Genomic DNA, 24,421 nt, shown 5'->3' on the forward strand with positions numbered 1-24,421 from the left:
CTAAATATCCCCTTTTCATATGTTTACAATTTAAACTGAGCTTAATTATATATTATACTTCATTTATATTGAACGAACCACAAATAATTGTTGATTGTGCATGAATGATGACTCAACTTAATATATAGAAAGTAGCGCTTTGGTATAATGGTGGCGTTCTTCAGAAAATAAATACGCAATCGGAAAATCATCGACAATTTCTCCATCTTTCATAACAACAATTCGCTCAACAAATTGATTTAAAAAAGCAATATCATGAGAAATCATAATGATTCCTTTGTTTGTTTGATCATGGTAGTCTTTCAAAACTTTTATCATTCTTTGTTCAGCTATCACATCTAAACTAGCAGTTATTTCATCGCAGATTAACATATCCGGTGCTAGCATTAATGTACGTATTGTGTTAAATCGTTGTAACTGTCCACCACTTAACTCGTCTGGAAACTTTTGTAATAATGATTCTTCTAAATGCATATATGACATTAAATATTTAAGACTTGCGCGAATATCTGCTGTTGATTGTGAACCTTTATAATATCGTATTGGTTCTTCTAGTGCGGTTTGTATTTTGAATTTGGGATTAAAACTATCGTATGCATGTTGAAATATCGGAAGCATACTTAGTCCTTGTGTTGAATATTGACCTTGATAATTGGTTAATAATCCTAACATTACATGAGCCAACGTCGTTTTACCAGAACCACTTTCACCAACAATGCCAACTTTTTCATTTGAAACTATCGTTAAATTAATATTTTTTAAAATAGGAGCATTTTTATAAGCAAAGTTTATATTTTGCAACTTAATCATTTATGTCATCCTTCCTTAACTGACTACGCGCATCAAACAATTTAAGACTGTATGGTTTTACATTTCCATCCTTAAATGCTTGAACATGATTAAAGTCTATGATTTTGCCATGTTGAATGACGCTAATCCAATCACTAAAATCAAGCACGTGAGATAAATTATGCGTAATCATCAATAAGGTCACTTTATGAACTTCTGCTAAGTGCTTGATTAAATGCATCACATTATAACCTGTGATTGCATCTAATGACGCTGTAGGTTCATCGGCAATAATAACGCTTGGATTTAACATTAAAACACTGGCGATTTGAACCCTTGCAAGCTGACCACCTGATAAATTAAATCTATAACGTGTCATCACTGCTTCTGAATCTAAATCTACCCATTTAAGTGCTTGCTTTACAAATTTATTAGCTGTAGTTTTATCTACCTTATAATGCATTTTATAAATACCAAGCAATTGCTTACCTAATTTTGTGTGATCATTAAAACTATGTGTATAATCCTGAGATATAAAACCAATTTCTTTTCCTAGTAAATTGCTTACACCATTGATTGATTGTCCTTTGTAAACTAATGAATCAAAATGTGTCGTCAACATACTAGGAACTTGTTGTACGAGTGCTTTTGCAGTTAAACTTTTGCCAGAACCACTTTCACCTACCAAAACATTCACTTTACTTTTTCGTAATGTTAAATCAAGATGGTCTACGAGTCTTTGACCATTGATATCTGTGATGGTTAAGTTTGTAATTTCTAAAAGGTTATTATTAGCCATCAGCATCACGCTTTCTTTTTAAAAGTCTATCTCTCAATGCATCACCAGTTAAATTAAATAATAAAATAGTTAATGTGATTAAAAATGCGGGTACAATTAATAACAATGGGTATGAACTGATATAATCTCTACCTGCATTTAACATTGCTCCCCACTCTGGAGAAGGTGGCTGTGCACCTAAACCTAAGAATGATAACGAAGAAATATAAAGTATAATTTTCCCAAAATCTACGGTCATTAAAACAATCACAGAAGGCATCACTTGTGGGAAAAAATGTTTTAAAATAATGCGATGTTTTGGTACATTAAATAGCTTAGCCATTTGAATATATGGTTTACTTATTTCACCACTTACAATTGAACGTGTGAGTCGTGTGTAAGTCATCCATTTGATAATAGTAATTGCTATCACTAAATTCCATATACTCGGTTTAAAGAAGCTTGCCATAGCAATCATTAACACAAATTCTGGAATACTCAATCCTATGTCGATAACACGCATAATAATCGTATCAACAAGACCTTTTTTATAACCTGCTAAAAGTCCCAGTGGCACACCAATTATTACGGTAATCAACAAAGTGATTAAACTGATGATTAATGTATATCTTGCACCGACAATCACTCTTGCTAGTAAATCTCGGCCATAATCATCCGTACCTAGCCAATGTGTGCTATTAGGAAGCTCTAGTGTATGATTCAAATGTACCTCTAATGCACTATCTGTTGAAATAAAAAATTGGGCTACGATGAGTAACAATACATAAATACCAAACACATAAAAAATAAAATCCCCTTTATTCTTATGTCTCATTCAATATCACCATCCTGGCCTTGACGTTTTAATGTATCATTTATTTTGTTAAAACGACGTTTAGGATCGATCCATAAAAGTAACAAATCACTAATCGTATTGGCCAACACCACAAAGAATCCAATCATGATAACAGCACCTTGTACTACTAGATAGTCCCTTGCTCTAATACTATCTACAAGAAAGTGACCAAGACCTGGTATCCCAAATAAATTTTCAATCACTACCGTACCACCAATCAAACTACCAACAGACATACCTAATACAGTAATCACGGGGACAATAGCTGGCTTAAATAAGTCTTTCCATAAGATGTAGTGCTCTGACATTCCTCTCAGTCTAGCCGCTTCTACTTCTTTAGATTGATATAGTTCAACTAAAGTCGAACGCATTAACCTTACATAATATGCACTCATGCCAATACTTAATGCGATTACAGGCAATATATAACCGGCGATAGAGTCTAAACCTGATGAAGGCAGTATATTTAGTTGTTGTGCAAATATATAAATTAATATCGTTCCTAAAAAGAAGGAAGGCACACTCACCGTAAATGAAGTCAATATTCTTATCCAAGTGTCTATCCATGTATGATATCGTTTTGCTGCTAATATCCCCAAAGGAATAGCAACTAGAAATACGATAACAATCGTTAATACTGCAATGATTAACGTTGGAGGTGTGTAAAAAATCAATTCTTTAATCACAGGCTCTCCAGTTTGATAACTTGTACCGAAGTTTAACTGTATTATCTGACCTAACCATTGAAAATATTGCACTACCGGGGATTGATTGATTCCTAATCGTTCTTTCGTAGCTTCAATTTGTTCACTTGAAACATTCGCTACATCTAAGTGCAAAACTTTATCAACAGGGTCTCCAGGCGTGAGTTTCATTAATATAAAAGTGATAGTAGAAAGGACAAACAATTCAATGATCATTTGTCCAATTCTAGAAAGTATATGTTTTAATATCATTCTTTTTTATCAACCTTATAGTCAATAAGATAAATACCTTCTGGTGTTGAAGTTAAATTCTCTACATCATTATTCATTCCAACGATATTATCGTTATAAGAAATATAACTGTTTGCAATGTCATCACTTGTAATATCAATGATTTGATTAGTAATGTTATTACGTTCTTCTTTGTTTACTGTTTTATTTAACTCATCTATTAATGCTGTGACCTTATGATTATCATAGCCACCTGCATTAATTGCGCCTTTTGGTTTGTAAGCTTGGTTAAAGAAATAACCCGTATCCCCTCTAGGAATTGTACCAAAACTGTAAAGTGAGGCATCCCACTGATCTTTATCTTTTAAATAACCCTGTATGTCATCCACATTACGTAATTGGATATCAATATTAGCTTTTTTAGCATCTGACTGAATTACTTGTGCAATTTTAGGTAATTCTGGACGTCCATTATACGTAGATATCGTCAGTTTTAATGGATGTGCTTCACTGTAACCTGCATCTTCCATTATTTTTTTAGCTTGAGCAATATCTTGTTTTTGCACATCTTTATTTTTTATAAAGTCCAGTTTTTTATTAAATGGTCCAGTTGCAGGTGTTGCATAGCCTTTTGAAACGTTATCTGCTATACGCTTACGATCAATGACTTTATCTAATGCTTCACGAACCTGCTTTGTCATTTTATCACTTGTATGATTGTATAATAATAATCCAGTTCTGAAACCAGAGACAGATGAAATTTTCGTCTTATCACTCTCTTTTAATGATTTAACTTTTTCAACAGGTACATCCGTAATAACATCTGCTTTTCCAGAATCTAAATCACTCGTGCGGGCATTGCCGTCTTCTTGATATGTAACATTGATGTGGTCTAGTTTTGGTTTCCCTTGCCAATAATCTTTATTTCGGTCCAATTGAATTTTCTGTGATTGCTTATAATCTTTAATTTGATATGGACCAGTGCCTACAGGGGTTTTATTTATATCTCCTTTAGCTTCAGTATCATAAATAGCTGAGAATGGACTAGCTAATTCTGAAATGAGTTCAGGATATGCAGTTTTAGTTGTGATTTGCAATTTTTGTCCATCCACTTTGATATCTTTGATTGGCAGTGAACCTTTGACTAAATCACTTTTTTGAATGCTTTTCTCCAAGCTGGCTTTAACTGCTTCACCTGTCACTTTTTTTCCGTTTTGGAATTTAATATTATCTTTTAATATTAAATCTAATTGAGTCGGTGATGTTTGTTCGTAAGATTTAACTAGCAACTTTTGAACTTTACCATCTGCTGTCGCTTTAAATAATGATTCTGCAGCACCTACCTTCACAGGTACATCTGTTTCATATGGTGCGATAGATGTCGTTTTCAAAGGTAATTCTATATCTAAAGTTTTTCCTTTAGACTGGCTGCTAGAGCCACTACAACCAGCCAAAATTACTGCTGTAGAAGCTAATACTGTGATGATTTTTTTCATAAACATACCTCTTTCCAACAATTTTTATTGAATAATAATCTATCCACAAAGCACACCCTCTTTTATTATACTTAGTTTGTACATTTAATTAAACTTCATGCTTCAGAGGTTACTTATTTTTGTACACGCATACTATTTCCTGCGAATAACATAATCCATGTAGCAATAATAAACGGTAAGGTAAAGACAGGTAAGCCAAATGGTGTTAGCAATGTAATCATGCCTGCGTGTATAACTACCGTGAGTAAGACACCAAGCACAATACTCATATATCGCGGAATTCTAGTTTTAAATGCCACTCCTAACGCTAAAACTGTAAGAATGACATTATAACCAAATAAACCATCATTAATCTGATCATGATTTGCACCGAGCACTGTAACAGCTGCAAAGCCAATGACGTTAGCAATCATTGCGTAGAGTCCTGCTTTTCTTGAAGCAATAAATATCCCAGTCAAAATGAAAATACCTGCTAAAACACTTTTTAATAAAAATACTTCACTAAAACCTGATAAAAAGGCACTAATAAAATCGATATGATGTCCGGAATATGTAATTTCTTTGACTGTATTAGGCAATATTTTTACATCTGCATTTACAAACTTGAATTGAAAAGACATTAATAAAACAACCCAGCTTACAAATACATATGGCATCGTTAACATAGGTACACCAAAAGGTTTGAAAAACTCTCTAAATGCAGATCCTAACGGCATCGTTATAATTATTGCAACGATGACTATCAATAAGCTATACCATTCAGGTACTAAAAATAACGTTAATGCAATTGCTGTCAATACTGGATTAAAACCTGCTAAACCACTATTAATCTCTTCGTCCGAGTAATTTGTATATTTAGCTAATAATAGTGATGTTAAACTAGCGATGAGGGCCATTAAACCGACTTTCCAACTACCTATAAATAGACCTATTAAGATAAATAAACCTGTCCATGCATTGTTCAACAATAAAACCTGTGCGATATTTTTTAATAATATTTGAATCGCATTCACAATGTCACCTGATTTCTATAAAATTTACGTTATTCATCTTATATCATACAACCTATAATTAAAAGCCTTTCAAATTTTACTAAATTCGCTATTTCCACACCTTTCCTTAATGTGTAATTCTTGTAGTTAGCCTAGCAACCCTTTATTATTAAAATGTAGACACATACACATTGGTATTGGTTTTAACAGTTTTGGAAAAGGAGTGAACAACGTGCATTTTACACAACGTGAGCAAGATAAGTTAATGTTAGTCATTGCATCCGATTTAGCACGTAGACGTCAACAAAGAGGATTAAAATTAAACTATCCTGAAGCAGCCGCTATCATCAGTTTTGAATTGTTAGAAGGGGCGCGCGATGGGAAATCAGTAGCAGAACTTATGAGTTATGGAAAACAAATATTAAGCGCAGATGATGTCATGGAAGGTGTTGCAGATATGTTAACTGATTTAGAAATTGAAGCAACATTCCCTGATGGTACAAAATTAATTACTGTCCATCATCCGATAGTCTAAAGGAGGATACATGATGAAACCAGGTGAAATTATTGTTAAACGTACAGAAATCGATGTTAACAAAGGGCTTCATGCCACAGTCATCACTGTAAAAAACACAGGCGATCGGCCTATACAAGTTGGTTCTCACTTTCACTTTTTCGAAGTGAATCCTGCATTAGATTTTAATCGTGAACACGCCTATGGCAAACGTTTAGATATACCCGCAGGTGCTGCAGTTCGTTTTGAACCAGGTGATGAAAAAGAAATTCAATTAGTAGAATATAAAGGAAATCGTAATATTTTTGGTTTCCACGGAAAAATAAATGGTCCTATAGACGACACACGTGTATTTAAACCAGATGATTACACTAAAGAATCAGAAATTATCGATGAGTCCAATTTATCAGAAGATAATGCTAATAAAGAAAGTGGGTATAAAAGATGAGTTTCAAAATGACGCAATCTCAATACACGAGTCTTTATGGACCAACAATTGGTGATTCAGTAAGACTCGGTGATACAAACCTATTCGCTAAAGTCGAAAAAGATTTCGCTACATATGGTGACGAAGCTACTTTCGGTGGCGGTAAATCCATCCGAGACGGTATGGCTCAAAACCCTAACGTAACAAGAGACGACAAAAAAGTTGCAGATTTAGTTATTACTAATGCGCTAATCCTTGATTATGACAAAGTAATCAAAGCAGATATTGGTGTGAAAAATGGCTATATTATGAAAATTGGTAAAGCGGGTAACCCAGACATTATGGATAATGTTGATATCGTTATTGGCGCAACGACTGATGTCATTGCTGCAGAAGGTAAAATTATAACTGCTGGTGCCATTGATACACATGTCCACTTTATCAACCCAGAGCAATCACTCGTTGCATTAGAAAGTGGCACAACTACATTAATCGGTGGTGGTACTGGAGCTTCTGAAGGCTCAAAAGCAACAACTGTTACGCCTGGACCTTGGTATATTCATCGCATGTTGGAAGCAGCAGAACAAATTCCATTAAACATTGGTTTTACTGGGAAAGGACAAGCTGTTAACCACACTGCCCTCGTCGAACAAATTCATGCAGGTGTCATTGGTCTTAAAGTCCATGAAGACTGGGGGGCAACACCATCTGCTTTAGATCACGCTTTACAAGTCGCAGATGACTACGATATTCAAGTTGCCTTACACGCAGATACTTTAAACGAAGCTGGATTTATGGAAGAAACAATGGCAGCAGTTAAAGACCGTGTATTACACATGTACCATACTGAAGGTGCTGGTGGCGGGCACGCACCCGACTTAATTAAGTCAGCCTCTTACTCAAACATTTTGCCATCATCCACTAACCCTACTTTACCATACACACACAATACAATAGATGAACATTTAGATATGGTTATGATCACACATCACCTTAACGCTTCTATCCCTGAAGATGTTGCTTTTGCTGACTCTCGTATTCGTAAAGAAACAATTGCTGCAGAAGACGTATTACAAGATTTAGGGGTATTTAGTATGGTAAGTTCCGACTCCCAAGCTATGGGTCGTGTTGGTGAGGTAATCACACGTACATGGCAAGTGGCCCATCGTATGAAGGAACAACGTGGTGCACTTGAAGGAGACGGTGAATATAACGATAATAACCGTATCAAACGTTATATTGCGAAGTACACAATCAATCCTGCAATCACACATGGTATTTCAGAATATGTTGGATCTATTGATGAAGGTAAACTTGCAGACATTGTAATGTGGGACCCAGCGTTCTTTGGCGTTAAGCCTGAGATAGTGCTTAAAGGTGGCATGATCAGTACAGCAATCAACGGCGATGCTAACGGCTCTATTCCAATTTCTGAACCACTCAAGTATCGTAATATGTATGGACAATTAGGTGGTAATATGCAAAGTACTGCTATCACTTTTGTTTCATCCACTGCTTATGAAAATGATATTGGCAGAAGTTTAGGCTTAAAACGTAAATTAAGACCAGTTAAAAATATTCGTAATTTAACTAAAGCAGATATGAAAAATAATAGCGCTACACCTAAACTAGATGTAGACCCGCAAACTTATGAAGTATTTGTCGATGGTGAGAAAATAACAAGTGAACCAGCTACTGAGTTACCACTAACGCAACGTTATTTCTTATTCTAGGAGGATAAAGTATGATCATCGAAGAAATTAAAGGTAATATTGCAAATCTTGCGCAAAATGAAAAAAACAAACATGTTGAAAAAGTTTACCTTGAAAATTCTGACTTAGTGAAACGTATTCAACGTGTTACAACAGATCATGGTAATGAAATTGGCATTCGTTTAAAACAGCCAATCGATTTACAATATGGTGATATTCTATATCAAGACGATACAAATATGATTATTGTAGACGTCAATTCAGAAGATTTATTAGTTATCAAGCCACGTACATTACAAGAAATGGGTGACATTGCTCATCAGTTGGGCAATCGACACTTGCCAGCACAATTCACAGAAACAGAGATGCTTGTACAATATGACTATCTCGTAGAAGATTTATTGAAAGACTTAGGCATACCCTACAGCCACGAAGATAGAAAAGTAAACCAAGCATTTAGACATATAGGTCATTCACATGATTGATCACGCACATTTACGCTTATTCCAATTCTGTGATTCTCAATTTCCGACTGGCGCTTTCAGTCACTCATTCGGTCTTGAAACATATATCCAAAGAGATATTGTCCATGATGAAGCATCTTTTAAACAATGGCTTGAATTATTCTTAAATGAACAACTTTCATTTGCTGACGGCTTAACGATGCGCTTAGTCTACGATGCACTAAATCATCATAACACTGAAAAAATATTGTATTTAGATCGCATACTTTTTGTACAAAACCTGCCTAAAGAAACCAGACAAGGTTCAAAACAAATGGGTAATCGCATGGTCAAACTAGCAGCAGAACTTTACGATAGTGAATGGATAAAGTGGTATCAAACGCAAAACAAAAATAAAAAAGCAAAATTGCATCCGGCGATTTGTTTTACAATGCTTGGTCATTATTTAGGTGTCGATATTGAAATGATTATCGATTACTATTTATATCAAAATGTATCGAGTTTAACACAAAACGCAGTTCGTGCGATTCCTTTAGGACAAACTGCTGGTCAAAGAATCGTCCATGAAATGATTCCCTTTATGAAAGAAACAAGAAATCATATTATGACATTAGAGGAGTCACAATTAGGTATCACTGCACCCGGATTAGAAATCAACCAGATGGAACATGAGAACGTAAATGTAAGAATATTCATATCTTAGGAGGGCATTTTCAATGACAGAGACAGTTAAAATAGGTGTTGGTGGCCCTGTAGGTGCAGGGAAAACACAACTTATTGAAAAATTAGTGAAACAATTATCTAAAGAATTTAGCATAGGTGTCATCACCAACGATATTTATACAAAAGAAGATGAAAAGATTTTAGTTAATTCAGGCGTGTTACCTGCAGATCGCATTATAGGTGTTGAAACAGGTGGCTGCCCACATACAGCAATTCGTGAAGATGCTTCAATGAACTTTGCTGCTATCGATGAATTAAAAGAACGCAATGAAGATATCGATTTAATCTTTATCGAATCTGGTGGCGACAACCTTGCTGCGACTTTCAGTCCAGAGTTAGTCGATTTTTCTATATATATTATCGACGTTGCTCAAGGGGAAAAAATCCCTCGCAAAGGCGGACAAGGCATGATTAAATCTGATTTCTTTGTAATTAACAAGACTGATTTGGCTCCGTATGTCGGCGCTTCATTAGAACGTATGGCTGAAGATACTGAAACATTCCGAGGCAAAAGACCATTTGCATTTACTAATCTTAAAACAGATGAAGGCTTAGATAAGGTTATCGAATGGATAGATCAGGATGTCTTTCTTAAAGGTTTAGCTTAATGGCAAATGCACAGCAAAAATGGACTGGCGTATTAGATTTAACTGTTTTTAATAATGGTAGAAAATCTGTTGCGCGTGATATCTTTTTTGAGAAGGCATTAAAAGTCATACGCCCAGTCTACTTAAACGGCTCAGATATACCTACATTTTATATTGTAAATGTAGGTGGTGGTTATTTAGATGGTGACCGTTACAAAATGGATTTCACAGCAGAAGAAAATGCAAATGTGACTTTAACTTCACAAGGTGCGACAAAAATCTATAAAACATTAAATGATCATGTCGAACAATATCAAAGTTTTAAAATTAAAGACAATGCTTATATTGAATATGTCGGCGATCCTATTATTGCCTTTGAAAACGCTAAGTTTTTCCAACATAATACGTTTAATTTGAGTGCTAGCGGTTCACTATTCTATACAGATATACTGACACCCGGTTATTCAAAAGAAGATAAAGCCTTCACATATACGTATATGCATCTACTTAATGAAATTTATGTTGAAAATGAACTCGTAACATTTGATAATTTGTTACTTGATCCAACTAAAAATAAAGTTGATGGCCTAGGATATATGGAAGACTATACACATTTAGGTTCATGCTATTTCATACATCCTGAAGTCAATCAAACTTTTATAGATGACGTTTATGATTACATCAAGCATTATCATAAACTATATAATTGTCGTTTTGGTATTACGCAATTACCAACGCATGGTTTCAGCATTCGAATCTTATCAAATAAAACACAAATTATCGAGCGCATTTTAAATGCTGTTCAAACGTACGTTGCACAGCATATCTTTGACAGAGAAGTCAATTTCTTAAGAAAATATTAACCTTAATCATGTCGTATATTATGAAATAGTAATTCCAACCTCAAAGAGCATGAAACATACAATTTATACTCAATAAAAAGAACTTAGACATACCCTGTGCAAATTAATGCGTAGGGTTTGTTTATTTTTATTTATATAGTTGTTTTTCAAATAGCAGTGGTCTTTCAGACCATTACCAACACTATTTAATTTATATATATATAATGTTCTTCGTATAATATTGGCAATTATTTAGGCCGAGTCCTGCGGTAAGCGCACTAGCCGAAGACTACAGGCTAAGGCAGTGCCCGTGGAAAGCGTGCACAAAAAAACTGCCAACAAAGTCGGAGACTTTGTCGACAGTCTGAAAAAACTTATAATGTTATAACAACTTTCATACCATTTACTTTAAATAATATTTAGCAACCATACGATACTAATGACTAACAATAAAATTGTCGCGATATAAATCGCTAACTTTTGCCCTTTTTTTAATGATTTTTCTTCATGCGTAAATAAGCTAAATAATGATCCATCTTTTCCCATTAGTAATGCAATAGAATAAATCAGTAATATAATCGCTATAATTAATACGATTAATGCAACATAAACCATGCGATTGGCTCCTTTCGGATTTCAATAGTTATTATTTCTTATCCGTACATTTTATCTTAATATTTACGCTACAAAAAATATATAGTTATTTCTAAATGATGTTTTACAAATCTTGTAATGATTTACCTTGTTTTTTTATTCTTCTCACCTTAAATGGTGCATAATTTAATACGATTATAATAATGATACCCATATAACCTATTACCGGATAGAAAAATGTCATTAAATCTGTAAAACCTGCAAAACTAATTGCAAAACCGATTAAAGTAAATATCGTATAAAATATTTTGAATTGTTTCGTCTCTATTTCAGTGAAACGTGTAGCTAATGAATAAAACATACCTAAACATGTATTAAAAATCATTAAATAAATAACAATTGACATAAACACGCCTAAAATAGGTGAAATATCATTGACTAGTCCTAACATTGGTAACGGTAAGTGGCCAACTGTTTCAATCTTAGAAAAAATTGCCAAATGGCTAATCATAATCATTAACCCTAAGACAATACCACCGGCTAAACCACCCCATGCAGCAACTTTACTATTTTTCTCATTACCTCCCATAACAATTGACATTGATGCACCTAATCCTACATTAAGCGAAACATAATTTACACCTGCGATAAACCAATGCGGAACAGCAGATGTATGACTTTTAGCCAATGCATCTAATTCGCTAAACGAACCTGACATCGTAAACAAACAATATATAGCAACAATAACAATACAGATAATCAATAAAGGTGTAATATTACCGATTACTTTAACAACGTTATCCACACGTAACATACCAAATACGAGTACTAATATAACCATAAGTGCAGTACCGTACACAGCAGGTATGCCAAATTGTTGTTCAAAATTTGAACCTCCACCTGCAAGCATAACGACACCAAATCCAAATAATGCAATAATGAGCACAATGTCTACTAACCAAGCAATGACTTTGCCAAACATTGTACCACCAGTCAATTTATGTATCACGTCGTTATGCCCTTCAGCTTTAAATATACTGCCTAACCATACTAGCATCATACCTACATAAGCAAATAACACGGTAGAAACAATACCCGCGAGTATGCCCACCGTTCCAAAGCTAGTAAAATACTGTAGTATTTCTTGCCCTGAAGCAAAACCTGCACCCACGATAATACCGATGAATGCACTACCTATTAAAAATATCCTTTTCATATAAATCCCCTTCGCTAAAGTTACATTGAATTTCATTTATAAGCATTCGCAAACGCCTATAATATCACTTCACTCGCATGCATCTTTGATATTGGCAAAGGATGCGCAAGTTTCAAATATGTTTGTGAATTTAACATACTATTTTCACAGGACCCTAATCCTGTACCCTTTTATCCTTACCATCCAAACCTTAGTACGATACTGAAATTTGTTTGAATTCAAAATTTCTGTACCTTTTATTTTAAATTTATAAATAAAGATATAAACTCAAAACATTCGAAATGCAAGCGTTTACATTTTTATGATAACTTACTTGAATTTGTTTATCAATTCCACATTTTCAATAAGTAATATTGAATTATGTACAGATTCAATCAAATTACTAACTTAAAATGTTTAATGTTGTTACAATAATATAGGCTACTATTAAATTTATACTTTAGGAGTGATTTTGTGGCAGAGGAATACATTTATAAAAACACCGTGCAACCATCTTGGATAGATAACAATAACCATATGCATGATGCACAATATTATTCCATTTTCAGTGATGTCGTCGTTGGATTTTTCGAATCAGTCGACTTATATGTTTCTTATCGACAAACACATGAAATTACTATTTTTAGTTTGGAAGCGCATATTTCCTTTTTAAAAGAACTCGTATTAGAAGATGACTTTTATGTTAAAGTACATATTTATGATTATGATGCGAAAAGAGTACATTTATTCCTGACAATGTACAACAATAATGATGAGCGTATTGCTACATATGAAGTGATCATGATAGGCGTTAGTAAAGTTACACGTCGTAGCATGGCATTCCCACAGCCTATTCTAGAGAAAATACAAGCAGCTTTTAATATGCAAAAGCCATTTAACGCGCCATCACAACTAGGTCATGTTATTGGCATACCTAGAAAATAGAAAAAAAATAAAAGTAGAACGGAAATCCAACTTTCATTTCTGTTCTACTTTCATTATTTTAACTAACCCTTTTTGTTATTTTGCTGTAAACATGTAGTAAAGACTTTCCTTTGTAAATAATAAATGGTTTTCATACACATCGTCATGTTTATAATTCAAATCAATTAAATAACCAATATTTAAATTGATCGTTTGAGCAATTAAACTACGTACAAAAAACTCCGATTCAACATGCCGCATTTCATTGCAACTTATCATCTTATTGATCATTGGTTTCAAATGAGAGACTAAACGCTTATTAAATACTTCTAATAACACCGACTGAAATGTTTTACTTGTCATCGCTTCATTAAAGAATACTTTTAACAGCATTCTATTTTCATAAATAAATTTAGAACGATTGTCTACAAATGTATTTATAAATGATTCCAAGTTGCTTGCGCGATTCAATTCACTTAAGAACTCCTCTGCTACAGTAGGCGCTATGTTATCTTTTATAATTGGCACCAGGCCTGCATAGAGTAATGATTCTTTATTTTTAAACTGTTTATATACTGTACCTTCAGCAACACCTGCCCGCTTAGCAATATCACTTGTACTTGTTTGTTTATAACCTTTTTCACTAAAAAGTATAAGGGCACTTTCAATCACTAAACGTTGCTTTTCAGTTAAATGCTCTAATTTAGGTACAATTTCTTCCACGATATCTTTAATATTCCGATTCATGTATGATACCACCTATATTTAAACTTTTCTATAACGCTTCATTCCTAAAATATTCAATATTAGTAATACTACAAAAATACCAAATAATACACCCAAGTTGATATAAATATCCTGCACACCAAATCCTTTTATCATTACATCTTGCATAGCTTGTCCGGTATAAAATAATGGCATCAAATGTGCAAAGTATTGTAAGCCTATATTCATCGATGATATTGGTATTAAACCTGCAAATAATACTTGCGGTACGATTACAAGTGGTATAAATTGAATCATTTGAAATTCTGAAGATGCAAAAGTAGACAACAGTATGCCAAACGTTAAAGCTACGAGTGCTGTTAATACTGTTGTAGCTAGAACTAACCAAATCGACCCCTCAACAGCTATATTTAATACATATATGGCATAAATAACTACTACAAACGTTTGAATAACACTAAAAATACCATATCCCATAATATAGCCATAAATAATATGGCTTCGCTTAATAGGAGAAGATAATAATCGTTCTAGCGTTCCTGAGGTTCTCTCTTTTAATAAACCGATGCCAGAAATTAAAAATGTGAAGAAGAAGACGAAAAATCCTATTAAAATTGGATTAATCGTATCAAAATATGTAGCATCTTTATCCCCATATAAATAATGTGTATTAATTTTTATCGGTTCACGATTCTCGGTCATACTTTGACCTGTATTAGCATTGTCAGGTATTTGCGATTGAACTTGCTCTAATGCTTTTTTTAATGATTTCGTATTTTCTTTCATTTGACTCATATTATGATTGGTTAACCACTTTTGGTTTGTAGAAGCCATGACTCCCTTATCTGTAGGATTATCATTAGCAAAAGTGACTTCTAACTCATGATTTTGCATGTGTATAAACCCAGTCAAATTATCTTCTTTTATCTTGTCATCTATATTGTTATGATTTTTAAAATTTTCAATCGTGATGTCTTGTGATTGTAATTCTTGTTTCAGTGATTCAGGAATATCATGAACACCTACCTTCACACCATTTGAGTTGTCTGAAACTGTAAATATATAATACAGTAGCGTTAATATTAACAACGGTGCTACTAGCAATAACATCAACGTACGTATGTCTCTGATTGTTTGTTTGAAAATTCGTTTAGTAATATAAAATGCATTCATATTTAGTCCTCCATTTTCAAAAACACTTCTTCAATTGATTCAGATTGATACTGGGTTTTAATATCTTGCGGTGAGCCCATTGCAATAATTTCACCATGGTTCATAAGTAATAGTCTGTCACAGCGTGTAGCTTCATCTAACACATGTGTTGTGACAAGAATACTTTTTCCTTCTGATTTTGCCGCATCCAAATCTTTCCATACCGCTTGTCTAAGTTTAGGATCAATACCAACGGTAGGTTCATCTAGTATTAATATTTTAGGATCTTGTAAAAAACTAATAGCCAATGACAACCTACGTTTCATGCCTCCAGAATATGTCGATACCTTTTTATCTAATGCCTCTTGAAGTTTCACCATATTACTACATATTTCCACACGTTTCTTGATGTCTTTTCTTTTTTTTATGTATATACTGCCAAAAAATTCTAAGTTTTCTCTCCCCGTCAAGTCAGTATAAAGTGCATCACTTTGAGCCATATATCCAATATCACCTAAAATTTTTCTATTGGGCATTTCAACGTCATCTATCGTTACCCAACCTACATCAATACGCTCCATACCTAACATACATTGAATTAATGTTGTTTTACCAGTTCCAGATGGACCAATTAAACCGACGATTTCACCTTTTTCAAAAGCAACATTTATATCTTTTAATACTTGTTTATCACCAAAAGATTTACTTAAATTATTCACTTCAATCATCTTTACACCTCACCTCACTAATAGTGAGTGAATACTCACTTTATTGTTATATTACACTTTGATATACTAAATGTAAAATCATATTATTTTTATAGCTTTTTGACATTTTGCTATTTAACTGTTAATTCCAAGTAGAACGGTCATTCTATTTAGAAAGTGTGAGACGATTGTCACAAAAGCGACAAGATATATTATCAACTGCTGAACGATTATTTTATGAATATGGGTTTCGTGGTATATCTGGTGCAATTATTGACAAACGGGGGCTTCGTTATGCATTTAATTTAGGTGTTATTGCACTTGCCCTCGCAACAATTGCCCTTGCTTTCACGCCAAAAATTTGGATCATACCATTTATATCAGCTTCATTATTTGGCTTAAGCTATATATTCTTAACTGGTGTGCTTTTAGTTTGGGGAATTAAAATATTTGTTAAAAATGCCTCTTTAGGCATCGGCATTCCCTTTTTAATGTTAGCTATTGGACAAGTTATTGGGTCTTCATTAGCAGGTTTATTCATTGATATGTTCAATTTTATGTATACATTCATTATTTACGGTTTAATTGGTTTCATCCCCCTATTCATTTATCCTAAAGTCGAAGTTCTAGAAAGCAAACTACCGGATGGAGATTACAGTCAACTTCAACAACAAAACGCTGAAATTTTAACTCATGAAAGTATGAATGACACACACGATCAATATACACATCATCAACATTACTAATATATGGATGAAATTGCCTAGGAAATAATGATTGTAAACAAGAAAAAAAGACTTTGTTTATAAACTTCCCCACTAATTTTGTTATTTGTTAACACTAGTGGGCATACATTATTGCTATAACTGTAAACTTAATTCTTACTTTTTTAGTAAGAATACTTGAAAATAAAAAATTGCTCTTGTATAGTGTTAATTATCAGAAAATTCAAATATATATAGGAGGGACAATGTATGTCTCAAAATAATTGGCATTTAGATACTTTATCAATCCATGCCGGTCAAGTAGTAGATGAATTCTCAAAATCACGAGCAGTACCAATTTATCAGACCTCAAGTTACGTATTCGATGATACTGAACATGCAAGAAAACTTTTTTCTTTAGAGGAACCTGGAAACATATATACCAGAATTATGAATCCTACACAAAATGTTTTTGAAGAACGCCTTGCTGCGCTTGAAGGTGGTGTGGGTGCCTTAGCCACATCTTCTGGACAAGCTGCGATTCACTTAGCTTTGTTAAATATTGTTGAAAGTGGCGATGAGATAGTAGCATCTTCAAACCTTTATGGTGGTACCTATAACTTATTTAATGTCACTTTCAAAAAACTAGGTATTAAAGTACACTTTGTTGATCCAAGTGATCCCGAAAATTTCAAAGCAGCCTTAACAGATAAAACCAAAGCAGTTTATGCCGAAACGATTGGTAACCCAAAAATAGATGTCTTGGATATTGAAAAGGTTGCTCATATTGCGCATGAACATGAGATACCTTTAATTGTTGATAATACTTTCCCAACTCCTTATTTATTGCGTCCATTTGAATATGGTGCTGATATTGTAATACACTCAGCTACAAAATTTATAGGCGGACATGGTACTTCCATCGGTGGTATCATTGTCGATAGTGGTAAATTTAATTGGAATAATGGAAAGTTCCCTGGTTTAGTCGAACCAGATCCAAGTTATCATGGCGTTTCATACGCAAATGATGTAGGTGAAGCTGCTTATATTACAAAAGCACGCGTGCAATTATTACGCGATCTTGGTTCTGCTGTGTCACCATTTAATGTACATGAATTTTTAATTGGTTTAGAAACATTACATCTTCGTTTAGAACGTCATTCAGAAAATGCACTTAAAGTTGCCCAATATCTAGAGAAACATCCTAAAATTTCCTGGGTGAATTATCCCGGCTTAGAAAGTAATGCATATCATGATCTAGCCGAAAAATATTTACCTAATGGCCAAGGTGCAATTTTAACTTTTGGTGTAGATGGTTCAGTTGAAGATATTGCAAAATTTGTTGAATCTTTAAATTTATTCTCACATTTAGCAAACGTAGGCGATTCAAAATCGTTAGTTATTCATCCTGCTAGTACGACTCATTTACAACTGTCACCTGAAGAACAAAAAGCATCTGGAGTTTTACCAGAATTAGTAAGATTATCGATTGGTACTGAAAACATTGAAGATATCATTACAGATCTTGATCAGGGATTACAAGTATTATAAAAATAAATACATTGCTTTTAGTGCAGAAAACAGAAATCTAAATCATTTAAAACGATTATGTCGACTCCGTTAATAAGGTAGATTAGTGAATATTCATTTGAACTAAAGCTTATGCAAAGTCCCATTAACTCAAATAACATGAGCAGTGGGGCTTTAATTGCCAATTAAATGTTTAAAGAAGTTGAGACAGTTGGTTTTCTTCAACAGCATAATGTCTATTTGTATGAGCATACAAATTCAATATGTTTTTATGTACTTACTTCACTTACTTCACTTACTTAACTCCTATAAATCTTTGTACTTCAATTTGCTAAACATCCATCTTTCAGACACCTCGCAAGGGTAACCTCAGACAACCCGAAGACTAACTTTAGCTATACACATTGTTTTAACTTCTGTAAATTTAATAAATTCTCTTTGAAATTACATATTAATATTGGGATAATAATGATAATTATTTATCAAGTCGGAGGTACGCTTTTGGATAACTACAAAGATAAAGTAACGATGAATGTGATACTGCTTGCTGGTAAAATTTTATTATCATCTGGCGCAGAAGTTTCTCGTGTTGAAGATACAATGAGACGAATAGCCATTTGTATGGGCTATTATAATAGTCAGGGGTATGTCATTAATGTATTTATCAATTTTTCATTAAGTGAAGAGCATGATACTCGAATTTTGCGCATTGATAAAAACAGTACAAATTTACTTAAAATATTTCAAGTAAACAACATTTCACGTAAACTCACAGGAAATCAGCTTTCTATAGAAGAAGCTTTTGAAGCGTTGAAAAATATTGATAGATCCAATTTAAGTATTCCATTATGGAAAAAAGTAATTGCTGCAGGTATTATTTCGTTAAGTTTTTTATACTTACAAGGCGGCACTTGGTCTGATGCAATTACTACGATTATTGCTGGTGCCATAGGGTTTTTAATCGTTGAGTATATGCAAAGTAAATCACTAACTATGTTTATACCTGAGTTTGTAGGTTCATTTATTTTAGGTGCTATCGTTATATTTGGATCAGAATTGTTTCAAGTCAATAAATCTTTTGGGCCAGCTATGATTGCATCCGTTATGCCAATTGTACCTGGTGTACTGATAACGACTGCGATACAAGACTTGTTTAGTAGGCATATGTTAATGTTCACAGCAAAATTTTTAGAAGCACTCGTTATTGCCTTTGCAATTGGTTCAGGTATTGCGATTGCTTACTTAATTTTTTAGGAGGTCACATGATGACAATTTTATTTACTTTTTTATGTAGCTTTAGCGCATCATACTTTTTTAATGTGATATACGATGCCCCTAAAAAATTATTTTTTCCAGCTGGATTTGCAGGTTCAATGGGCTATTTTGTCAGCTACATTTTAGAACAATCCTTTGAAATGGATAGTATATATTCCAGTTTGCTTGGCAGCTTAACTTTAGGTTTACTTGCACATATCATGAGTCGTATTTTCAAAGCGCCCGTTGTACTTTTTATGATTCCTGGCATCATTCCACTTGTCCCAGGGAGTATCGCTTTTAGAGCGACACAGCAATTGGTTACTTTAAATTTCACAGATGCTACCAATACCTTTATACGAGCGATTTTAATTGCTGGTTCTATTGCTTTAGGGCTATTGCTTTCTGATCAATTATCTAAAACATTAAACATACGAAAATATATTTTAATTAAACGCAACAGACTATAAATCCACTTCATCATTTTAGTCATCAAAAAATAGCGAGCATCTGAAACTTCCATTAAATCACTTCAGGTACTCGCTATTTTTATAAATCAGCAAACTTTTTTATTGTTCATTTACATAATAAAGACCAGTTAGCACATTTGATGCCAAATCACTTACTTTAATATGAAATGGTTTATTTTGGATTAAATGATGCCTTTGTGCATATGCTTCAATGTTTTCTTTATACGGTAATGCACTTTGTGTAACACCACCACCAAGAATAATATGATATACATTAAATATATTAAATAAATTCGTACACAGTTGTTGTGTTAGTAACACTACTTCATCCATCATATTATTGATATTTTCATTTTCTTTACTCATATAGATGTCGATTGCTTCTCTAGTACTTACTGTTCTTTGTAAAATATCGCTCGCTTTACGACTGATTGCTAAGCCTGACAGTTCATTTTCAACACATCCAAACTGATGGCACACTGGACATTGATAATCGCTATTATTTTTAATAATAGTATGACCAATTTCTCCAAAATTACCATCGACGCCTGTAACGAGTTGACCATTTCTTATATATGCCATGCCTATACCTGTGCTAATTGTTAAGTATATGACATCTTCTGCATCTGTTTTTAAATATTGATATTCCGCTAATATTGCTGCATCAGTATCATTTACGAAACGTGGTTGAAATGCACTATGCTGCTTTATGTAATCACCAGCGTTAAAACCAATATATTTTTGTAGATTAGGCGGATTCAAAAACAATCCTTCTGTATAATCACAAGGTCCTGGCATCGCAATGTTTAACGTGCTTTGTGCTATATCATTATATTTTTTGCTAAATTCATTCGCTATATTAATAATTCTTGTAAATTCTACCTCTGGATGATTGACATCTGTCTCGAATTTTTGACTATCTATCACTGATAAATCTTGGTCTATAAGCCCTACAATGGTTTTCGTACCACCTATATCTGCACATATTTTCAACATATCCATACACTCCATCACTCATATTATTGCTTCGATTATAGATAAAAGAGGTGTAGATTAAATTAATTTGCTTTGGCACAAATCAATTCATCTCACCTCTTAAACATTATACATAACTTATGATTATTGTCATATTACCATTAAATGCTATGTCATGATCTTCTGTCGTTAATATAAAATGTGTTCCTTTTTGTAGTTTATACACTTCATCATTCGTTTCTACATTACCATTACCTTCAACAATGGATACAAGACAATACGTGCTTGATTTTTCATAATTTAACACACCATCGATCATCCAACGTTCAACCGTGAAGAAATCATTTGAAACAAATTGCGTATATGTTTGCCCTTGTACTATTTCTTGTTTGGGTGTTGTATTAGGTGAAGTAGCAGCAAGGTTGATCACTGCTTTACTTTGTTCTAAGTGTAACTCACGTTGGTTCCCATTGTTGTCTGTACGCTCATAATCATAAATTCTGTATGTTGTATCAGAAGATTGTTGTGTTTCTAGTATTAAAATACCTTCACCGATAGCATGTACTGTACCTGCAGGCACATAGAAAAAATCTCCGGCTTTCACTTTAACTTTATGAAATAACTCATCAAATTGTTGTTGGTCTATCATATCATTTAGTTCAGTTTGATTTTTAGCGTTAACACCGTAAATAATTTCAGCATCTTCTTGTGCGTCTAATATATACCAACACTCTGTTTTACCGTATTCACCTTCATATTTTTGGGCATAGGTATTATCTGGATGAACTTGTACTGATAATTTATCATTTGCATCTAAAATTTTAGTTAACAATGGAAATTTAGCATTCCCTGTGACACCAAAAAGTGCTTTATCCTCATTCCACACTTCTTCTAATGTCTTACCTTGATGCCTTCCATTTTCTATTATATTTGTACCATTTGGATGCGCCGAAATTGCCCAACATTCTCCTGTATACGCACTTGGAATATGATAATTAAATCTTTTTAGAGCTGTCCCACCCCATATACGTTCTTGAAACACAGGTTTTAAAAATAATGGCATTGTATGATACCTCCACTTAAATATCTTTTAATATATTATAAATCTGTTTACTATTTGTTGCATTTATTAAATTTTGTCTGGTCTCATCATCCATCAAAGTTCTTGATAATCTTTGTAATAATTTAAGATGTGTGTCACTGCTATCACTTGGTACAGTAATTAAAAATATCAATTGAGGTAATGTTCCATCTAAACTATCCCATTTCACGCCTTGCTTATTATTCATAACTGCAACAATTGGTGTTTTAACCGCATCTGATTTTGCATGAGGGATGGCTACGTTCATTCCAATAGCTGTTGTTGATTCCATCTCCCTCTTTAAGACATCAGATTTTAATTGTGATTGGTCTGTAATATAACCTTGTTCATTTAAATTTTCTATTAATTGATCTATCGCTTCATCCCTGGATAAAGTTTGTTCTGAAATATGAATGACTTTTTCACTAAATACACTTTGTTCTTCTAATGCTTGATTATCCGTCTTAGATGCACTATTTTTTGCTGTTTCATCTTTATTTTCTGATTGATCCATGCCAATTTCAATATTGTTCGTATCAACTGCAAGTGATGGTGTTTGTCTTCTTAAGATTAAAACAACACTCATTGTAACGATACTACCAATGATTACTGCTATAAAGAACCACAATATTTGATCAATACCGCCCAGCACTGCAACAATTGGACCACCGTGCGCAACTCTGTCACCTACACCGCCAATTGCAGCAATTACAGCAGCTACCATCGCACCAATCATATTAGATGGTATAATTCTTAACGGATCTTGTGCGGCAAATGGTATAGCACCTTCCGTAATACCGAACAATCCCATGGTAAATGATGCTTTACCCATTTCAATTTCACCTTTATTAAACTTACGCTTATTAATAAATGTAGCCAATCCTAAACCAATAGGGGGTGTACATACCGCAACTGCAACCATCCCCATAACAGCATAGTTACCTTCTGCGATTAATGCTGAACCAAATAAAAATGCTACTTTATTTACTGGGCCACCCATATCAAAAGCAATCATTGCACCAACAATTAATGCTAAAATAACAATATTTGTCCCTTGCATACTCTTTAACCAAGTTGTTAAACCTTCGAAAATGCTCGCAATTGGTGCGCCAATCAAGAATATAAAAATTAATCCTACAATCAATGAAGAGATGATTGGAATAATAATAATTGGCATAATAGGTGCCATCGCTTTAGGTACCTTAACATTCTTTATCCATTTTGCAATATAGCCTGCAATAAATCCTGCAACAATACCACCTAAAAAGCCAGCGCCTGCATCACTGCCATAAAAGCTACCGTCTGCTGCAATTGCACCACCGATCATACCAGGTACTAAACCAGGTTTGTCTGCAATGCTAACTGCGATATAGCCAGCTAATATTGGAACCATAAAACTAAATGCTAGAGAACCAATATTTTCAATAGATTTCCAAAAAGAATCATCTGGTATAACTAAACCTTTTGATGAAGCTTCACCACCTAAAGTTAAGGCAATGGCCATCAATAAACCACCAACTACAATGAAAGGTACCATAAATGATACACCATTCATTAAATGTTGATAGACCATTTGCATCCCGCTTTTTTGCTCTTGTTCATCATCTTTTTGATTCGTATCCCCGTTACGATCATGATGAATATGTCCATCTTTATCAATAATACGTTGAATTAATTCTTTCGGTTTATGAATACCTTCACGAACGCTTTCATTTATGATTAATTTCCCATCAAAACGTGACAAATCTACTTGTCTATCTGCTGCAATGATAATGCCATCCGCTTCCCTAATTTCTTTTGATGTTAAAACATTTTCTGCTCCAACGCCACCTTGAGTTTCTACTTTTATATCTACGCCCATTTCTTGAGCTGCTTGTTCTAACTTTTCTTGTGCCATATAAGTATGCGCTATACCATTTGGGCACGATGTAATCGCTAATATTTTCATCATTTCATCCTCCTCATATTCAATTGTAAACGCTTTCTAAAATAGA

Annotated in this window: 26 protein-coding genes; 12 read left to right on the plus strand and 14 right to left on the minus strand. The window is 33.7% G+C overall.

Annotated elements, in window-relative coordinates:
• Positions 1-117 precede the first annotated feature (117 nt).
• From KA824_RS06525 to yut, 6 genes are all read right to left on the minus strand, one after another.
• On the minus strand, positions 118-810 hold the full coding sequence (locus tag KA824_RS06525) for an ABC transporter ATP-binding protein (protein ID WP_119517592.1): 693 nt from the start codon (positions 808-810) through the stop codon (positions 118-120).
• Positions 803-1,588 carry an ATP-binding cassette domain-containing protein gene (locus KA824_RS06530; RefSeq protein ID WP_119517593.1) on the minus strand — a complete coding sequence of 262 codons (786 nt, stop codon included), beginning with the start codon at positions 1,586-1,588 and terminating at the stop codon, positions 803-805. Before KA824_RS06530 ends, KA824_RS06525 begins: the two co-directional genes overlap by 8 nt.
• Complete coding sequence (nikC, locus tag KA824_RS06535) at positions 1,581-2,402, minus strand: nickel transporter permease (RefSeq protein WP_181187334.1); 822 nt, start codon at positions 2,400-2,402, stop codon at positions 1,581-1,583. The genes KA824_RS06530 and nikC overlap by 8 nt, the downstream gene beginning before the upstream one ends.
• Positions 2,399-3,379 (minus strand): nickel ABC transporter permease, encoded by a 981-nt coding sequence (nikB, locus tag KA824_RS06540; RefSeq protein ID WP_181187333.1) that lies wholly within the window; start codon positions 3,377-3,379, stop codon positions 2,399-2,401. Before nikB ends, nikC begins: the two co-directional genes overlap by 4 nt.
• Positions 3,376-4,860, minus strand: a complete 1,485-nt coding sequence (nikA, locus tag KA824_RS06545) for a nickel ABC transporter substrate-binding protein (protein ID WP_394860490.1) — start codon at positions 4,858-4,860, stop codon at positions 3,376-3,378. Before nikA ends, nikB begins: the two co-directional genes overlap by 4 nt.
• 107 nt (positions 4,861-4,967) lie before the next feature.
• On the minus strand, positions 4,968-5,867 hold the full coding sequence (gene yut / locus KA824_RS06550; RefSeq protein ID WP_107383563.1) for an urea transporter: 900 nt from the start codon (positions 5,865-5,867) through the stop codon (positions 4,968-4,970).
• A gap of 211 nt (positions 5,868-6,078) precedes the next feature.
• On the opposite strand from yut, the gene KA824_RS06555 reads away from it, so the two are divergent.
• From KA824_RS06555 to KA824_RS06585, 7 genes are read left to right on the plus strand one after another with little or no spacing between them, the layout of a single operon-like run.
• Complete coding sequence (locus KA824_RS06555; RefSeq protein WP_019469957.1) at positions 6,079-6,381, plus strand: urease subunit gamma; 303 nt, start codon at positions 6,079-6,081, stop codon at positions 6,379-6,381.
• 13 nt (positions 6,382-6,394) lie between these two features.
• Positions 6,395-6,808, plus strand: a complete 414-nt coding sequence (locus tag KA824_RS06560) for an urease subunit beta (RefSeq protein ID WP_107383562.1) — start codon at positions 6,395-6,397, stop codon at positions 6,806-6,808.
• A complete protein-coding gene (gene ureC / locus KA824_RS06565; protein WP_119535418.1) occupies positions 6,805-8,520 on the plus strand; it encodes an urease subunit alpha in 1,716 nt (571 codons plus the stop codon). Before KA824_RS06560 ends, ureC begins: the two co-directional genes overlap by 4 nt.
• Positions 8,521-8,531: 11 nt before the next feature.
• The gene (gene ureE / locus KA824_RS06570; RefSeq protein ID WP_107385732.1) at positions 8,532-8,984 is read left to right on the plus strand and encodes an urease accessory protein UreE; all 453 of its coding nucleotides are present in this window, start codon (positions 8,532-8,534) and stop codon (positions 8,982-8,984) included.
• Entirely contained in the window at positions 8,977-9,666 is a 690-nt protein-coding gene (locus tag KA824_RS06575; RefSeq protein ID WP_107383559.1) for an urease accessory protein UreF, read from the plus strand. Before ureE ends, KA824_RS06575 begins: the two co-directional genes overlap by 8 nt.
• 13 nt (positions 9,667-9,679) lie before the next feature.
• Positions 9,680-10,294: an urease accessory protein UreG gene (ureG, locus tag KA824_RS06580; protein WP_107385730.1), complete on the plus strand. Its 615-nt coding sequence runs from the start codon at positions 9,680-9,682 to the stop codon at positions 10,292-10,294.
• A complete protein-coding gene (locus KA824_RS06585) occupies positions 10,294-11,136 on the plus strand; it encodes an urease accessory protein UreD (protein WP_107383557.1) in 843 nt (280 codons plus the stop codon). The genes ureG and KA824_RS06585 overlap by 1 nt, the downstream gene beginning before the upstream one ends.
• Before the next feature lie 387 nt (positions 11,137-11,523).
• Here the strand turns inward: KA824_RS06585 and KA824_RS06590 are convergent, their stop codons facing one another.
• Both KA824_RS06590 and KA824_RS06595 read right to left on the minus strand, forming a co-directional pair.
• Positions 11,524-11,730 (minus strand): hypothetical protein, encoded by a 207-nt coding sequence (locus KA824_RS06590; protein ID WP_019469950.1) that lies wholly within the window; start codon positions 11,728-11,730, stop codon positions 11,524-11,526.
• Positions 11,731-11,833: 103 nt separating this feature from the next.
• Positions 11,834-12,925, minus strand: a complete 1,092-nt coding sequence (locus KA824_RS06595; protein WP_181187331.1) for a YkvI family membrane protein — start codon at positions 12,923-12,925, stop codon at positions 11,834-11,836.
• 453 nt (positions 12,926-13,378) lie between these two features.
• Between KA824_RS06595 and KA824_RS06600 the strand changes: the two genes are divergently transcribed.
• The gene (locus KA824_RS06600; RefSeq protein ID WP_107383555.1) at positions 13,379-13,849 is read left to right on the plus strand and encodes a thioesterase family protein; all 471 of its coding nucleotides are present in this window, start codon (positions 13,379-13,381) and stop codon (positions 13,847-13,849) included.
• Positions 13,850-13,924: 75 nt separating this feature from the next.
• Here KA824_RS06600 and KA824_RS06605 read toward each other — a convergent pair whose 3' ends face one another.
• The 3 genes from KA824_RS06605 to KA824_RS06615 are packed head-to-tail and all read right to left on the minus strand — an operon-like array spanning position 13,925 to position 16,434.
• Positions 13,925-14,575, minus strand: coding sequence for a TetR/AcrR family transcriptional regulator (locus KA824_RS06605; RefSeq protein ID WP_107383554.1), 651 nt, complete (start codon positions 14,573-14,575; stop codon positions 13,925-13,927).
• An 18-nt stretch (positions 14,576-14,593) separates the two neighbouring features.
• The gene (locus KA824_RS06610; RefSeq protein WP_181187330.1) at positions 14,594-15,727 is read right to left on the minus strand and encodes an ABC transporter permease; all 1,134 of its coding nucleotides are present in this window, start codon (positions 15,725-15,727) and stop codon (positions 14,594-14,596) included.
• A 2-nt stretch (positions 15,728-15,729) separates the two neighbouring features.
• Entirely contained in the window at positions 15,730-16,434 is a 705-nt protein-coding gene (locus tag KA824_RS06615) for an ABC transporter ATP-binding protein (RefSeq protein WP_145372648.1), read from the minus strand.
• A 167-nt stretch (positions 16,435-16,601) separates the two neighbouring features.
• On the opposite strand from KA824_RS06615, the gene KA824_RS06625 reads away from it, so the two are divergent.
• From KA824_RS06625 to KA824_RS06640, 4 genes are all read left to right on the plus strand, one after another.
• Positions 16,602-17,159 (plus strand): MFS transporter, encoded by a 558-nt coding sequence (locus KA824_RS06625; protein ID WP_226956023.1) that lies wholly within the window; start codon positions 16,602-16,604, stop codon positions 17,157-17,159.
• Between the two features lie 228 nt (positions 17,160-17,387).
• The gene (locus tag KA824_RS06630) at positions 17,388-18,668 is read left to right on the plus strand and encodes a homocysteine synthase (protein WP_107504494.1); all 1,281 of its coding nucleotides are present in this window, start codon (positions 17,388-17,390) and stop codon (positions 18,666-18,668) included.
• Positions 18,669-19,148: 480 nt separating this feature from the next.
• On the plus strand, positions 19,149-19,901 hold the full coding sequence (locus KA824_RS06635) for a threonine/serine exporter family protein (RefSeq protein WP_107383552.1): 753 nt from the start codon (positions 19,149-19,151) through the stop codon (positions 19,899-19,901).
• A gap of 11 nt (positions 19,902-19,912) precedes the next feature.
• Positions 19,913-20,371: a threonine/serine exporter family protein gene (locus KA824_RS06640; RefSeq protein ID WP_046206676.1), complete on the plus strand. Its 459-nt coding sequence runs from the start codon at positions 19,913-19,915 to the stop codon at positions 20,369-20,371.
• A 99-nt stretch (positions 20,372-20,470) separates the two neighbouring features.
• Here KA824_RS06640 and KA824_RS06645 read toward each other — a convergent pair whose 3' ends face one another.
• The 3 genes from KA824_RS06645 to KA824_RS06655 form a co-directional block, all read right to left on the minus strand.
• Positions 20,471-21,367, minus strand: coding sequence for an ROK family protein (locus KA824_RS06645; RefSeq protein ID WP_107504495.1), 897 nt, complete (start codon positions 21,365-21,367; stop codon positions 20,471-20,473).
• 106 nt (positions 21,368-21,473) lie between these two features.
• Positions 21,474-22,409, minus strand: coding sequence for a mannose-6-phosphate isomerase, class I (gene manA / locus KA824_RS06650; protein ID WP_119517834.1), 936 nt, complete (start codon positions 22,407-22,409; stop codon positions 21,474-21,476).
• 16 nt (positions 22,410-22,425) lie between these two features.
• Entirely contained in the window at positions 22,426-24,375 is a 1,950-nt protein-coding gene (locus tag KA824_RS06655) for a PTS fructose transporter subunit IIABC (protein ID WP_107504497.1), read from the minus strand.
• Positions 24,376-24,421 lie beyond the last annotated feature (46 nt).

The sequence above is a fragment of the Staphylococcus sp. GDY8P198P genome (genome assembly GCF_017891615.1).
Classification (GTDB): Bacteria; Bacillota; Bacilli; order Staphylococcales; family Staphylococcaceae; genus Staphylococcus; species Staphylococcus cohnii.

Coding starts and splice junctions, on each gene's coding strand:
- KA824_RS06525 (WP_119517592.1), bottom strand. CDS start 810: ATGATTAAGTTGCAAAATATAAACTTTGCTTATAAAAATGCTCCTATT.
- KA824_RS06530 (WP_119517593.1), bottom strand. CDS start 1,588: ATGGCTAATAATAACCTTTTAGAAATTACAAACTTAACCATCACAGAT.
- nikC (WP_181187334.1), bottom strand. CDS start 2,402: ATGAGACATAAGAATAAAGGGGATTTTATTTTTTATGTGTTTGGTATT.
- nikB (WP_181187333.1), bottom strand. CDS start 3,379: ATGATATTAAAACATATACTTTCTAGAATTGGACAAATGATCATTGAA.
- nikA (WP_394860490.1), bottom strand. CDS start 4,860: ATGTTTATGAAAAAAATCATCACAGTATTAGCTTCTACAGCAGTAATT.
- KA824_RS06560 (WP_107383562.1), top strand. CDS start 6,395: ATGAAACCAGGTGAAATTATTGTTAAACGTACAGAAATCGATGTTAAC.
- ureC (WP_119535418.1), top strand. CDS start 6,805: ATGAGTTTCAAAATGACGCAATCTCAATACACGAGTCTTTATGGACCA.
- ureE (WP_107385732.1), top strand. CDS start 8,532: ATGATCATCGAAGAAATTAAAGGTAATATTGCAAATCTTGCGCAAAAT.
- KA824_RS06575 (WP_107383559.1), top strand. CDS start 8,977: ATGATTGATCACGCACATTTACGCTTATTCCAATTCTGTGATTCTCAA.
- ureG (WP_107385730.1), top strand. CDS start 9,680: ATGACAGAGACAGTTAAAATAGGTGTTGGTGGCCCTGTAGGTGCAGGG.
- KA824_RS06585 (WP_107383557.1), top strand. CDS start 10,294: ATGGCAAATGCACAGCAAAAATGGACTGGCGTATTAGATTTAACTGTT.
- KA824_RS06590 (WP_019469950.1), bottom strand. CDS start 11,730: ATGGTTTATGTTGCATTAATCGTATTAATTATAGCGATTATATTACTG.
- KA824_RS06595 (WP_181187331.1), bottom strand. CDS start 12,925: ATGAAAAGGATATTTTTAATAGGTAGTGCATTCATCGGTATTATCGTG.
- KA824_RS06605 (WP_107383554.1), bottom strand. CDS start 14,575: ATGAATCGGAATATTAAAGATATCGTGGAAGAAATTGTACCTAAATTA.
- KA824_RS06610 (WP_181187330.1), bottom strand. CDS start 15,727: ATGAATGCATTTTATATTACTAAACGAATTTTCAAACAAACAATCAGA.
- KA824_RS06615 (WP_145372648.1), bottom strand. CDS start 16,434: ATGATTGAAGTGAATAATTTAAGTAAATCTTTTGGTGATAAACAAGTA.
- KA824_RS06630 (WP_107504494.1), top strand. CDS start 17,388: ATGTCTCAAAATAATTGGCATTTAGATACTTTATCAATCCATGCCGGT.
- KA824_RS06640 (WP_046206676.1), top strand. CDS start 19,913: ATGACAATTTTATTTACTTTTTTATGTAGCTTTAGCGCATCATACTTT.
- KA824_RS06645 (WP_107504495.1), bottom strand. CDS start 21,367: ATGTTGAAAATATGTGCAGATATAGGTGGTACGAAAACCATTGTAGGG.
- manA (WP_119517834.1), bottom strand. CDS start 22,409: ATGCCATTATTTTTAAAACCTGTGTTTCAAGAACGTATATGGGGTGGG.
- KA824_RS06655 (WP_107504497.1), bottom strand. CDS start 24,375: ATGAAAATATTAGCGATTACATCGTGCCCAAATGGTATAGCGCATACT.